Consider the following 13,986-nt stretch of genomic DNA (forward strand, 5'->3'; position numbering starts at 1 on the left):
TCAACCTCATTTTAGGTCTAAAGTATCTTTTTGAATTTCTCGAATTGTGAATCGATATGATCATTCCTGTCGTTTAGAGATTTGGAATGGACAAGAAGTTAATCGTTTTGGATCATTTTTATTTGCAGAAAAATTTGTATACTAAGTTCATGAAAGGAGGGTGAGAAAAACGGTTACAGTTGTTTTGTCTTAATGCAAATAGAGATGAATTGCAGAAATACATAAGTTAACGATGACGTTTTAGATGATGTTGGTGTCCAGGCAATCTTCAATGCAATTATCAATATCCTTCTGTAAAATGAATGGAAAGGAAGTTGAGAATGAAGAAAATCGCATATGTGCTTTTTTTGTCTGTTTTGGCTTTTGTCGGCTTAACACCATCAGCAAACGCAGCGGTCATCGATCATGACAAAGTGATAGGCTTCAAAGAAGTAACACCTGTTACCGTTACGCAAAAAGCGGCGAAACGCTTTCAGCCATATTTAAAGGTGGCCAGCGGATGTGTGCCCTTTCCCGCAGTAGACGCGCAGGGCAATACGAGCGGGGGATTAGAGCCTACCGGAGCGCCGGAAGGCCACTGCAGCAAAAGCGTCGGACAAGTATATTCGCGATCTGCGTGGTACAACGGGGTATGGGCCATCATGTATGCTTGGTATTTTCCGAAAGATTCACCGATCGCCTTAAAGCCATTTGGCCATCGACATGACTGGGAAGGCATCGTCGTATGGATTGACAACCCGGCCAATCAAAATCCGAAGGTACTGTCAATCGCCTATTCACAACACGGCAAATTTGCAAAAACAGCTCCAAACAGTCATATCATGGATGGCGATCGTCCTAAGATCAGATATGACGCTCCTCAATCACCGATCAATCACAGCTTATACGTTGACAGCGCAAAAGGCGGAATGCAGCCTTTAATCGGCTGGGAAGACTTAACACCTGCTGCAAGAAACGCATTGAATACAGCGGATTTTGGAAGTGCAAACGTTCCTTTTAATGATCCAAACTTTATGAATCATTTAGGGAAGGCTTGGTTTAGATAAAGAAATTTATTAGCCGGTTGGACAAACAGCTCATATCCATCCTTCAAAGACAAGATGTATTCTTGTCTTTTTTTAGTTGAAACCTTTAATTTCCATATGTGTATAAAAAGAAAGGAGGTGAAGAAGTGAAACAGAAAAAAAGAGAACAGCTTGTCCATCTGTTTCGTGTGTTGAATAAAAGAAGTCCTATCAATGCGGCAGTGTTAGTTGCTGAAGACGGTGACATTCTCTATCAAAACGCCTTCGGCTATGCAAACCTGGCAGATAAGCGTTTGTTACAGGAACATTCCTTATTTGAATTAGCATCGCTATCCAAGCAGTTCACCGCCTTGGGGATCCTTCAATTAGCACAGCAAGGGGCATTGAATATCGAGGATCCCATAGAACGGTGGATGACGGGATTCCCCTATCAGGGCGTAACGATTCACCATTTATTGACACATACGTCAGGGCTGCCCGATTATATGGAATGGTTTCTGCAACAAGATTGCTGTTAACCAAGATATCGTTGATATGCTGGTGAATCATCAGCCGCAACGCTATTTTGCCCCGGGTGAAGGTTGGCTGTACAGCAATACGGGATATGTGCTGCTTGCGGTTATCATTGAAAAGGCATCAGGTCTGAGTTTTGCCGAATATATGAAAAAAAGTATCTTTGAACCGGTGGAAATGCGGAACTCAAGGGTGTATAACAGAAGGCTTCAGCCTGAAACCATTGAGAACTATGCGTATGGATATGTGTATGACGTGCATACAGAACAGTACGTTCTGCCTGATGACCTTGAAGAAACAAAATATGTCTGCTATCTTGACGGGATTCAGGGGGACGGAACCGTAAACTCAACTATTCATGATTTATATTTGTTCGACCAGGCTTTATATACAGACCATTTAATCAATCAAGCCTCAAAAGAGCTTGCTTTTTCCCCCGCTTTTCTGAAAAACGGAGAGTCTGTAGATTACGGGTGCGGCTGGGTGCTTCGGGACAGTCCTGAAACAGGGCGAATTGTCGGTCACAGCGGAGGCTGGCCAGGCTATTCAACCGTAATGATCCGATATATCGATCAACGAAAAACCTTCATTTATTTGAGCAATGTGGAACAGGATGATGAATATGAACAGGCCATCTTTGAAGCCGTTGAAAATATCCTGTTTGACAAGGCCTGCAAAATCCCTGATCGCCCTGCCGATCAAAAGAAAAAAGAGATCGATCCGGCCATTTACAAAAGATATGTCGGAAGTTATTCACTTCAGGATGGCGCCGCCGCTCATGTGACAGTTGATAAGGACCGGCTTTATATGCAAATCACCGGACAGATCCGTTTTGAATGATTTCCAGCCTCGGAAACGCGCTTTTTCCTCAGGTCATTGTCTGTTGAAGTGGAATTTATTCTGGAGGATGGTGTGGTAACTCGCTTGATTATTTATCAAAATGGTGCAGAGGAAGAAGCGGTGCGGATAGTGGAATCAAACAGCAAGATATGACCGTTTTGCTTGAGCGTTTGGCGGCCTGGCTCTGTTGTCTGTCAGGAGGAAATTTATCGTTGGAGGTTGATTATGCAATATGGAGATATCTGTCCGTGATGAGCATCTTTCGGATATTCATGGTAAAGGTGCACCACTCTAAGGAGGTTCATGAGGCTGAACAAATTTAATTTTATAAAAAATAGTCATCATGAGTTTTATGAGCTAAAAGAAAACGATCTAATAAAAGCGGAAGATAGACTTGGTTTTCTATTTCCTAAAGAGCTCAGAGAATTTTATTTAGAGATTGGGTACGGGTTTATAAATGGGAATAATAATGCAATAAACAGATTTTTAGACCCCGCTACTATCGCAGATATCACTTTAAGGGAAGATATTTACGAATTTGACCCTGATTTAGATGGTATATATGAAGATGAAGACAAGCTTGTTTTTTATGAGGTAAATGAAGGTGTATATTTAACGCTTGATTTAAATGATCCCGATAAGTCTCCAGTATTCTTTTTTGATAAAAAAACAGCTGACTCTCTAGAGGAATTTATTAAAAAAGTTGATCAAAATGATCGATATTTTGAAGATATGGCGGATTAAATATTTTTTTGCCTTTCAAGACTTTCTTCCAAAAAGGAAAATGGGGGCACTTTTATGCTCGGTTTTGTTATACGTATATGTAGGAGCTGTTGTTTGGTACCTGAATGGCGGCTCTTTTTTATTCATAACGAGCCCTGGATGATGAATGTAGTGGCATGATCATTTTGAATGAATCGTTTATATAGCTACTGCTAAAATAACAGTAAAAACCAAGCAGAAAACATCTGCTCGGTTTAAAAACTAATACTTCGGCCAGCCTTTGGAATCCCAGTATAAATCATTGATCAGCAGCTTAGGCGCTCCATTGTCAAGCGCATCATAACCATGTCTGACGATGATGTTGCCGTTCACGATATCCGCGCCGCCTGGGCCCTTCCATTGGTCGTTTCCGGAGTCGAGGATTGTGCCTCCGCCTTCCGTCATTTTCTTGCCGCTTTTGTCATAGTAAGGTCCCGTAATTTTTGTTGAGCGGCCGTAAGCGATCTTATACGTGCTGTTCACACCTTGACAGCATTTATCGAACGAAACGAATAAATAATAGTAGCCGTTTTTATATGTGATAGACGGCGCTTCAACCGCTCCGCCATGGCTCGGCCTTGATGCGATGGAATAAACCTTCCCTGTAGGTTTCATCGTTTTTTTATCAAGCTTTGTCAGCTTGATGCCGCTCCAAAACGAGCCGAAGGACAGCCACGGATTTCCTTCTTTATCAATGACTAACTCAGGGTCGATCGCATTATAATTGTTAGCGGTCGTCGTCCGGGTGACAAGTCCGTCATCGCGCCAATTCCCGGAAGAGATTCGGTCTGTTGAAGCCAGTCCGATCGCCGAAGTATTCGAGCCGAACGCGGATACCGCATAATAAAGCCAATAGCGACCATTATAATAGCTGATATCAGGCGCCCATTGGTTTTTTTCATGGTTTGGCACGTACTGTTTCCACCATGATAATGGAGTTGTAAAAATACTTGGTGCTGCGCTCCACGTTTTTCCATCTGTCGATTTAATGACGCGGATTCCATTGCCGATACCAGTACCGAATGTATACCATGTATTTCCTTCTTTAATCATGGAAGGATCATGAATAATGTTGTCTCCTTTTGTATTCCAAAAAGCCGCTGATGTTGGTTCAGCTGCCGAAAAAATAAGCAGAAAAAATAAAATAAAACCAGAAATGATAGACTTAGCCACAATTGTTCTCCTTTCAAATTTCGATGTCCTTTAACAATCGGCCCTCCCTTTTAGAGAAATATTTCCCAACAACACGCATTTTATTTTAGCAGGGGTTCGCCCTCCCTCAATCAGACAAAGGACTTGTTTTTTAGTCCTGAAATAAAACTTAAAAACAAAAAAACAACTGTTGTTAAAAATCAATCAGTCAAATGTTATTTAATTACATAAACGTTACAGGATTAACATAATCGTTTTGGCCTAAGTTTAGAATGTTACGGATGGGGAGGAACTGGAACTTTTCAATTTCTTTGAGGAAAATGCAGGGGAAAACAATTAGAGATCAATTCATAGCCCTCCAGATGCCGGTTGAAGAAACGGCACTGGAACAGTGACCTTCTGCAAATTCAGACTTATTCGCAGGATTTTATATCCTAATGTAGATAAAGATTAAATGATGTGGGGCTTTTGGAAATAGTTCCACTGACATCATGTTGAACTAACTATTTCAGCACCAATACGAAAAAAGGTTATAAGAACATAAATTGAGGTTTTCCAAAAGTCCGTTGACAGACAGAACCACTATAATATTATCAATATATTATCAATAGCTATAAAAAAATATTTTTTGTACAATTATAATAAATCAAAATAATGTGCTGGCACATCTTATGGGGAAATACTGAAAAGATAAGAAGAGGAATCGCGAATGAAATATAGAGAATTAATCCAAGACATGACGTTAGAAGAAAAAGCATCATTAATGTCGGGAAAAGATTTCTGGCAAACTCAGAACATAGATCGTCTAGGTATCAGAAGCATGCTTCTGGCAGACGGCCCCCATGGGATTCGGAAGCAGGCAGTCGGATCAGAACAACCTGGGCTCAATGCCGGGGATCCTGCAACTTGTTTTCCAACAGCTGCAACGATAGCAAATAGTTGGAATGAAGATCTGGCCGAAAAGATGGGGGAGTATCTCGGAAAGGAAGCGGTTACGCAAAATGTGAATGTCTTATTGGGACCTGGTATTAATATAAAGAGAAATCCTTTATGCGGCAGAAACTTTGAATATTTCAGTGAAGATCCGTATCTAGCCGGAAAACTTGCCGCAGGTATGATTAAAGGTATTCAATCACAAGGAATCTCCGCTTGTGTGAAACATTTTGCGGTAAACAACCAAGAAGAAAGACGTATGACGATTGATGCAATTGTCGATGAAAGAACCCTTAGGGAAATCTATCTTACCGCCTTCGAAATTGCGGTCAAAGAAGGTAAGACTAAGTCAATCATGACGTCGTATAATCGGTTAAACGGAACTTACACGAATGAACATTTACATTTAATGCAGGGTATCTTGCGTAGCGAATGGGATTTTAAGGGGGTTGTTGTCACCGATTGGGGAGGAAGCAATGACCGAATTGCAGGATTGATTGCTGGAAATGAGTTGGAAATGCCGACTACTGCAGGAGAGACCGACCGGGAAATTCTCCAAGCAGTCAGAAGCGGTAAGATGAAAGAAGAAGTGTTAGACGAATGTGTTGATCGATTACTAGAGCTTATTTTTACTACAAATGAGGTATTTAATAAACCTCACTCCGAATTTAATGTGGAAAAGCATCACAGGGTTTCGCAGAAGGCTGCCGAAGAATCAATAGTCCTTCTTAAAAATGAAGACCATATCTTACCCATCCGGTTTGGCAGAAAAGTTGCCGTAATTGGGGATTTTGCCAAAGATGCCCGTTACCAGGGAGCAGGGTCATCTATCGTTAATCCAACAATACTGGATCACACTCTCAACTGTTTCGAGGAGTCTGGAATTGTCAGTATCGGCTTTGAAACCGGCTTTGAACGATACGGGAAGAGAGATCAGAAGAAAATCGAAAAAGCATGTGAACTCGCCAAAAAAGCGGATGTTGTTCTTCTGTATATTGGTCTGGATGAAGTGACAGAGGCTGAAGGTTTGGATAGGCATTGTATGAAGATCCCAAAAAACCAGATCGATTTATTGAACGCGTTAAATGAAGTAAATCCGAACATTGTGGCCGTTCTTTCTTGCGGTTCTGTGGTGGAAATGCCATGGATTAATAAAGTAAAAGGCCTTGTACATGGCTATTTAGGCGGACAGGCGGGAGCAAGATCCATCCTTAGAGTGTTGTCAGGTGATGTGAATCCTTCCGGGAAATTGGCTGAAACCTATCCAATTCGCTATGAGGATACACCTTCCTACCATTTTCCAGGAAAGGAAGTGAGCGTTGAATATCGAGAAGGTCCATTTATTGGCTACCGTTATTATGATACAGCTGAGCTTAATGTTCTATTCCCTTTTGGATTTGGGCTTAGTTATACAACTTTTGAGTATTCCGATATTCAGGTTAATCATGAGGGTGTCAGTTTTAAAATAACAAATACCGGGAAAATTGCCGGGATGGAGATTGCACAACTCTATGTGGGGTGCAAATCCAAGGATATTTTCAGACCGAAAAAGGAATTAAAGGGGTTTTCCAAGATTTTCATCAATGCAGGTGAAACAAAAACAGTAACGATCCCTTTTGATGATAAAACATTCCGGTATTTTAATATTAAGACGAATAACTGGGAAATCGAAGAAGCCGAATACGACATTATGGTTGGCGCATCGTGTACCGATATCCGATTAGCGGATACCCTTTTTGTAGAAGGTACAGGCGCGCCTCTTCCATACGACAAGGAGGAACTGCCAACCTATTACTCCGCAAATGTACATAATATCAGTCTGGAAGAATTTGAAACCCTGTTGGGAGGGAAGGCTCCCAACCCGAAATGGGACCGGACAAAACCGTTGGGCTACAACGATACTATAGAACAGTGCCAATATGCAAAAGGGGTTTCAGGAAGACTTATTTATTTTGCGATCATTTTTGTTCATTGGTTTTTGCGAAAAATAGGAAAAAGAAGTATTGCCAATTTGATTATGATGTCATTCTATCACATGCCATTCAGGGGAATTGCCAGAATGACAGGCGGGATCGTAAATATGCCGATGCTGGATGGGATCTTAATGATTGTAAATGGTCGTTTTCTTAAAGGGCTTGTTCATATATTGAAAGAAAGAAGCAAGATGAAAAAGAGCCGTAAGACAGGAAATATAGGGAAGAGAAAATTATGAATAAAGAGGTATTAGAATATTTCATCAAAGTCTATGAAAAGAAAAGTATTACTGCTGCCGCTAAAGACTTATTTATTACCCCACAAGGGCTCAGTAAGACGATTAAACAACTTGAAATGGATTTGGAGGCAAAATTGTTTATTAGAGGGTCGCATGGAATGGAAGCGACAGAATGCGGTGAATTATTGTTTGCCCGAGCTAAACATATCTGTTATTTAATGGATGACTTGGTGAAAGAGATTAGTATAATGAGCGGTAAAGATGGCATATTAAATGTCGTGGTTACCTTCTCAACAACGATAATGGTTCCTGCAGAAATTCTGTTTGCCTTTTCGAATCAGTATCCCGATATCCAGATGAAATTAAGAGAGCTGCCGGATGAATATCCTTTAGGTGACTTGTTTCAAGAAGAAGCAGAAGTAGGCTTAATCATGGGCAGTGAAGAAATTGAAAATTGCGACTGCGATTTGATAGGAACCGGAGAAGTTGTAATCCTTGTTTCTAAAAGGCATCCCCTGGCAGCTAAAGACGTGATCTCCATAACTGATTTACAAAATGAAACGTTAGTGATTAAATCTGTTGAAAAGGGGAAGGAGCACAGCTTGATCGATAAATGTTTGGAACATGGCTTCACTCCGCATATTGTTCATGAGTTTGGAAATATTAAAACGGCTCACTCCCTTTGTGAGGCAAACGGATATGTTGCAGTATCCGTGGACTTTGTTGAAGAGGCGCATCATGACGATAGGCTTAAACTCGTTCGATTGAAGGAAAAAATCCCTCAGAATATTTACCTGGTCAGCAGGAAAAGAGACATAGAATCAAAGTCCGTATCTTTATTCAAAAATTATATAAAGGATTATTGCAAAGATAAAGTTGAGCGGTTTTGATGGGCGAACAGCCAGTTAAAACGGCTTTTTTTTATAATCAACGAAAAGTTTATGCCCCGGAACTTTTCGTTGATATGCACCGTTTGATCTATATGGTAAATTCAAGTAAAGCAATTAATTTAAGCGCGCCCACAATTAAATGCTAAGTATGTAAGCGTATTCAGTTCGAGTAGCTAAATTGACATAGTCCATATAGTCCGCTTACTAAGTTTAATTAAATGGTGGAGGAAAAACATGAAAAAAACGAAAAAAATATCAAAGCCCGCAGCCATTATTTTATATATAGTAAGTGCGGTGCTGATTATAGGGGTTATTGTAGGGGATATTTATGCCAAAAATTATTCGCAGATTATCTCAATCTATTTAAGTCATCCGACCAGCAAAATTGTCACTGATGATAAAGATAAGGAAGACAATGAATATTATAAGAGTTCGTTTGCTTCTGCAGACAAACAGAAAGCTCGCGCAGAAGAGGTAGTGCAGAAACTTGTAGAAGAGGGCATTGTGCTGTTGAAGAATGAAAACAATGCATTGCCGCTTAAGTCTAAGGGAAAAATTACTGTTCTTGGTCAGAACTCAGTTGACCTCGTTTATGGAGGCGGCGGTTCCGGTTCTGTTGAAACTGCAAAAGTACCGGATTTGAAGGCTGTGCTTGCACAATCCGGATTCGAAGTCAATAAAACGCTTTGGGATTTCTATCAGACCGGCGCAGGTTCTTCTTATCGAAAGAAAACACCGGACATAGAAGGGAAGGGATCTTTTGAGGTAAATGAAGTTCCGCGGAGTGTGTATACCGATAAGGAAATCAATAGCTTCAAAGATTACAATGACGCTGCACTGGTTGTGATCGGCCGATCCGGTGGAGAGCACTCTGATCTTGCAACCGACAAGCTTTCTACAGGATATCATTATCTTGAAATTGACAACAATGAAAAAGACATGCTTAAGCTTGCAAAAGAAAACTTTGAAACTGTTGTGGTTCTAATCAATTCATCTAACCCTATACAATTAGGCTTTTTAGATGAATATAACATTGATGCTGCTATTTCGGTCGGTGCTCTGGGACAGACCGGTGCATATGCAATCGGTGAGGTATTGAATGGAAGCGTCAATCCATCGGGAAATTTAGTTGATACCTATGCGTATGATGCATTTAGCTCTCCTGCAATGGCTAATTTCGGGAATTACAAAATAGCTAACAGTCAAGTTGATAAGGGCAATTCATACATGGTTTACGGTGAAGGCATTTATGTCGGATATAAGTATTATGAGACTCGATATGAGGATGTAGTCCTAGGTAACGAAAAGGAAATCGATTACAATTATTCCGAGCAGGTTCAGTTCCCATTCGGATATGGTCTTTCATATTCGCAATTTAAGTGGTCCGATTATCGAGTAAAGGAAAAAGATGATAAATATGAAGTTTCTTTAAAAGTGATGAACACGGGTTCTGTTCCGGGAAAAGACGTTGTTCAGATTTATATGCAATCCCCTTATACAAAATATGACAAAGATAACGGCATTGAAAAGGCGTCTGTTGAGTTGGTAGGATTTGCAAAAACTTCGGAAATGAAAGCAGGCAAGTCAGAAACCGTTACGATTGAAGTGGATAAAGAAGAAATGAAAACATACGATGCCAACGGCAAAGGGACATACATTGTGGATGCTGGAGATTATTATTTCACAGCAGGTGAAAACGCACATGATGCCTTGAATAACATACTCGCAGCAAAGGGTAAAACTACTAAAGACGGTATGGATTATGATGGTAATCCGGCATTAGTACAGAATTTTACTGTTGATACTCTTGATTCTACAACTTATGCGGAGTCTGCAGTAACGGGTAATAAAATATCCAATCAGTTTGATGATGTTGACATCAAACATTATGATTCTTCTTTTAAATATCTTTCCAGAAAGGATTGGAAAGGTACATGGCCTTCCACCTATGAGGATGGTTCCTTAACCGCATCAAAGGAATTGCTTGACGATCTTGCCATCTCATACACCGAAGACAAGGATGCTGTCATGCCTGAAACAGGTGTCATTAGTAAAGAATTTGGAGAATTAAATGCTGCCATGTTTATAGGACGTGATTATGACGATAAACTTTGGGATGTCTTGCTGAATCAACTGACTGTTGATGAAATGACTAAACTTGTCAGAATGGGCGGGTATGCCACTGTACCGATTAAATCAATCAACCTACCCGGAACGTCAAATTTGGATGGCCCTGCAGGAATCTCCAATACGCTTGTGGGCGGAAATAAACAGGGGATGGCTTATCCGGCGGAAGTCGTAATGGCTTCGACATGGAATGTGAAACTCATTAAAAAAATGGGAGAATCAGTCGGGGAAGATGGCATTAGAAATGAGGTTGCAGGTTGGTATGCTCCAGGTGTTAACACTCACCGCACCCCATTTGGTGGAAGAAATTTTGAATACTTCTCTGAAGACGGCTTTCTATCAGGTAAGTTAAGTGCAAGTGAAGTTAAAGGTGTTCAATCAAAAGGCACTTTTGTATATATGAAACATTTTGCACTGAATGATCAGGAAACGAATCGTCTAGGCGGCGCCATGTTTGCAAATGAACAGGCGATGCGCGAAATCTATTTAAAACCCTTTGAAACCACTGTCCGTGAAGGAGATGCTCGCGGTGCTATGGCAGCCATGAATAGAATTGGGGCTCGTTGGGCAGGCGGCCATAAAGGCCTTATGACGGAAACTCTTCGAAATGAGTGGGGCTTTAAAGGTACTGTCGTAACCGATCAGGCATCCCTCTCTCACTTCGCCTACCAGGATCTGAGAGAAGGAATTGAAGCTGGAACCAACCTCTGGTTGAACACAGATTCCAAACTGTGGAAGCTGAGTAATGATCAGTTAACTCCTACAGTGGTCAATCATTTAAGAGAATCTGTTCACAATATTCTCTATTCCATTGTCAACAGCAACGCTATGAATGGAATATCTACAAGTTCCAGAATTGTTGAAATTACGCCTTTATGGCAGTACTGGCTGATTGCTGCAAATGTTGTCATTCTACTTGCAGCTCTTGCGATCATTGTATTCGTCACTAGAAAACTGAAAAAGCAGAATAAAGTCAATATTTCAGCCTGAAAACGTTTGAATATAAGTTTCATTAAAAAATAGACTGATGAATTGTACGATCAAAAACAATGTTTCGGCAGTACTTCTGGGTACTGCCGAAACTGCAAAAGAGGAATCGAGATGAAACATAAAGATTTAATTAGAAAGATGACATTAGAAGAAAAAGCATCTTTAATGTCAGGCAAAAATTTTTGGCAAACCCAGAACATCAATCGCCTAGGCATTAATAGTATGTTTCTTGCCGATGGCCCCCATGGAATTCGCAAACAGGCAGCAGCTGCCGACCATTTGGGACTGAATCCCAGTATTCCGGCGACTTGCTTTCCAACGGCTGCAACGATTGCAAATAGCTGGAATGTGGAGCTGGGAGAGAAGATGGGTGAATATCTGGGGGAAGAAGCTGCAGCCCAGAAAGTGAATGTCCTTCTTGGGCCTGGGGTCAACATGAAGAGAAGCCCATTGGCAGGAAGAAACTTTGAGTATTTCAGTGAAGATCCGTATCTGGCCGGAAAACTGGCCGCGGGAATGATTAAAGGTATTCAATCAAAAGGGGTAGCAGCTTGTGTGAAGCACTTTGCGGCAAACAATCAGGAAGAAAGACGTATGGCGATCGATACTATCGTCGATGAAAGGACGCTAAGGGAAATCTATTTGACCGCATTTGAAATCGCTATTAAAGAAGGTAAAGCAAAGACCATGATGTCTTCCTATAATCTGTTAAATGGTGCTTATACGAATGAGAACATCCATTTGATGCGGGATATCCTCCGGGATGAATGGCATTTTCAAGGGGTTGTTGTGACCGATTGGGGCGGAAGCAATGACCGGGTTGCCGGATTACTTGCCGGTAATGAGCTGGAAATGCCATCGACTGCAGGGGAGACCAATGGGGAAATTGTCGAGGCTGTTAAAGGGGGAGAAATTAAGGAAGAAGTTTTGGACGAATGTGTAGACAGATTACTGGAGCTTATTTTTACAACGGAGGCGGTTTTCGAGGCGGAACATAAAGAGATTGATGTGGAAAAGCATCACAGAATGGCGCAAAAGGTTGCAGAAGAGTCGATAGTTCTATTGAAGAACGAGGATCACATATTACCGCTGAAAAAAGGAAAAAGAGTGGCTGTGATCGGAGATTTCGCGGAGGAAGCGCGATACCAAGGCGCCGGCTCCTCTATTATTAATCCTACTAAACTAGACAGAACACTAGATTTTCTAGATCAATCAGGAATTGACAGTATCGGATTCGAACCTGGCTTTGAGCGCTATGGAAAGAAGAATAAGAAAAAAATAAATAAAGCGTGTGACCTTGCAAAAGAGGCGGATATGGTTCTTTTATATATAGGTCTTGATGAAGTAACAGAAGCCGAAGGACTTGATAGACAAAACATGAAGATTCCAGAGAACCAGATTGAGCTATTACATGCATTATATAAAGTAAACGCAAATATTGTTGCCGTTCTGTCTTGCGGTTCCGTGGTGGAAATGCCATGGATTGATAAAGTAAAAGGGTTGGTCCATGGGTATTTAAGTGGGCAGGCTGGTGCTAGTGCCATATTGCGGGTATTGACTGGTGAGGTCAACCCGTCCGGTAAATTGGCGGAAACCTATCCGATTCGCTATGAGGATACGCCTTCCTTTTATCATTTCCCTGGTAAAGAGATTAGCGTTGAATATCGGGAAGGTCCCTATATTGGCTATCGCTATTATGATACGGCGGGTGTGAAGGTTCTCTTTCCATTTGGATATGGGTTGAGCTATACAACATTTGAATACACGGATATTCAGGTTGATATCGAAGGCGTGATGTTTAAAATAACAAATACCGGTCATATCGCCGGAATGGAGATCGCACAACTGTATGTAGCATGTAAATCCAAGGCGATATTCAGACCGAAAAAGGAATTAAAGGGATTTGCAAAAATATTGTTACAACCCGGAGAAACCAAAACCGTAACCATTCCTTTTGATGATAAAACCTTCCGCTATTTTAATGTGAAGACAAATAAATGGGAAATTGAACAAGCTGATTATGAAATTTTGATCGGTGCATCAAGTGCAGATATCCGTTTAAGAGACACTATTTTTGTGGAAGGTACAGGTGCCCCCATTCCATATGACAATGAGAAACTTCCTTCCTATTATTCAGGTCATGCAAACAATGTCAGTGAAGAAGAATTTGAAAACTTGCTTGGATATAAAGTTCCTGAATCCAAATGGGATCGAACAAAACGACTGGGGTACAACGATACCATTGCACAGTGCCAGTATGCCAGGGGGGCATTTGGGAAATTGGCGTTTTACTCGATTATCTTTACCCACTGGTTTCTACGAAAAATAGGAAAAAGAAGCACTGCAAATCTCATGATGATGTCTATATATCATTTGCCGTTCAGGGGAATTGCCAGAATGTCAGGAGGAATCGTCAATATGCCAATGGTCGATGGTATCTTGATGATGGTGAATGGCCGATTTTTTAAGGGGGCCAGTCATGTGTTAAAGGAAAGAAAAAAGGTGGTAAAGTCCGCTAAATAAATAACCCCAGCAGAAACAG

At 41.0% G+C, this 13,986-nt stretch carries 7 protein-coding genes and 1 pseudogene; 7 read left to right on the forward strand and 1 reads right to left on the reverse strand.

Annotation, left to right across the window (positions count from 1 at the left end; genetic code table 11):
• The first annotated feature begins 320 nt into the window (after nucleotides 1-320).
• The 3 genes and pseudogenes from ACINLD_RS01895 (at nucleotide 321) to ACINLD_RS01905 (ending at nucleotide 3,122) form a co-directional block, all read left to right on the forward strand.
• Nucleotides 321-1,046, forward strand: a complete 726-nt coding sequence (locus tag ACINLD_RS01895) for an NPP1 family protein (protein WP_077737027.1) — start codon at nucleotides 321-323, stop codon at nucleotides 1,044-1,046.
• A gap of 125 nt (nucleotides 1,047-1,171) precedes the next feature.
• Nucleotides 1,172-2,531 (forward strand): annotated as a pseudogene (locus tag ACINLD_RS01900) (serine hydrolase).
• A gap of 156 nt (nucleotides 2,532-2,687) precedes the next feature.
• The gene (locus ACINLD_RS01905; RefSeq protein ID WP_026586464.1) at nucleotides 2,688-3,122 is read left to right on the forward strand and encodes an SMI1/KNR4 family protein; all 435 of its coding nucleotides are present in this window, start codon (nucleotides 2,688-2,690) and stop codon (nucleotides 3,120-3,122) included.
• A gap of 240 nt (nucleotides 3,123-3,362) precedes the next feature.
• Here ACINLD_RS01905 and ACINLD_RS01910 read toward each other — a convergent pair whose 3' ends face one another.
• Nucleotides 3,363-4,316: a glycoside hydrolase family 43 protein gene (locus tag ACINLD_RS01910; protein ID WP_051290348.1), complete on the reverse strand. Its 954-nt coding sequence runs from the start codon at nucleotides 4,314-4,316 to the stop codon at nucleotides 3,363-3,365.
• A gap of 685 nt (nucleotides 4,317-5,001) precedes the next feature.
• On the opposite strand from ACINLD_RS01910, the gene ACINLD_RS01915 reads away from it, so the two are divergent.
• The 4 genes from ACINLD_RS01915 (at nucleotide 5,002) to ACINLD_RS01930 (ending at nucleotide 13,967) form a co-directional block, all read left to right on the forward strand.
• Nucleotides 5,002-7,437 (forward strand): beta-glucosidase, encoded by a 2,436-nt coding sequence (locus ACINLD_RS01915; RefSeq protein ID WP_077737026.1) that lies wholly within the window; start codon nucleotides 5,002-5,004, stop codon nucleotides 7,435-7,437.
• Nucleotides 7,434-8,327 carry a LysR family transcriptional regulator gene (locus ACINLD_RS01920; protein WP_026586467.1) on the forward strand — a complete coding sequence of 298 codons (894 nt, stop codon included), beginning with the start codon at nucleotides 7,434-7,436 and terminating at the stop codon, nucleotides 8,325-8,327. Before ACINLD_RS01915 ends, ACINLD_RS01920 begins: the two co-directional genes overlap by 4 nt.
• Before the next feature lie 234 nt (nucleotides 8,328-8,561).
• Nucleotides 8,562-11,444: a glycoside hydrolase family 3 C-terminal domain-containing protein gene (locus ACINLD_RS01925; protein WP_410206892.1), complete on the forward strand. Its 2,883-nt coding sequence runs from the start codon at nucleotides 8,562-8,564 to the stop codon at nucleotides 11,442-11,444.
• 111 nt (nucleotides 11,445-11,555) lie between these two features.
• Nucleotides 11,556-13,967, forward strand: coding sequence for a beta-glucosidase family protein (locus ACINLD_RS01930; protein WP_077737024.1), 2,412 nt, complete (start codon nucleotides 11,556-11,558; stop codon nucleotides 13,965-13,967).
• Nucleotides 13,968-13,986: the final 19 nt, after the last annotated feature.

Source organism: Bacillus sp. z60-11 (assembly GCF_046464135.1).
Classification (GTDB): domain Bacteria; phylum Bacillota; class Bacilli; order Bacillales; family Bacillaceae; genus Bacillus; species Bacillus sonorensis_A.

Coding starts and splice junctions, on each gene's coding strand:
- ACINLD_RS01920 (WP_026586467.1), top strand. CDS start 7,434: ATGAATAAAGAGGTATTAGAATATTTCATCAAAGTCTATGAAAAGAAA.
- ACINLD_RS01930 (WP_077737024.1), top strand. CDS start 11,556: ATGAAACATAAAGATTTAATTAGAAAGATGACATTAGAAGAAAAAGCA.
- ACINLD_RS01915 (WP_077737026.1), top strand. CDS start 5,002: ATGAAATATAGAGAATTAATCCAAGACATGACGTTAGAAGAAAAAGCA.
- ACINLD_RS01895 (WP_077737027.1), top strand. CDS start 321: ATGAAGAAAATCGCATATGTGCTTTTTTTGTCTGTTTTGGCTTTTGTC.
- ACINLD_RS01925 (WP_410206892.1), top strand. CDS start 8,562: ATGAAAAAAACGAAAAAAATATCAAAGCCCGCAGCCATTATTTTATAT.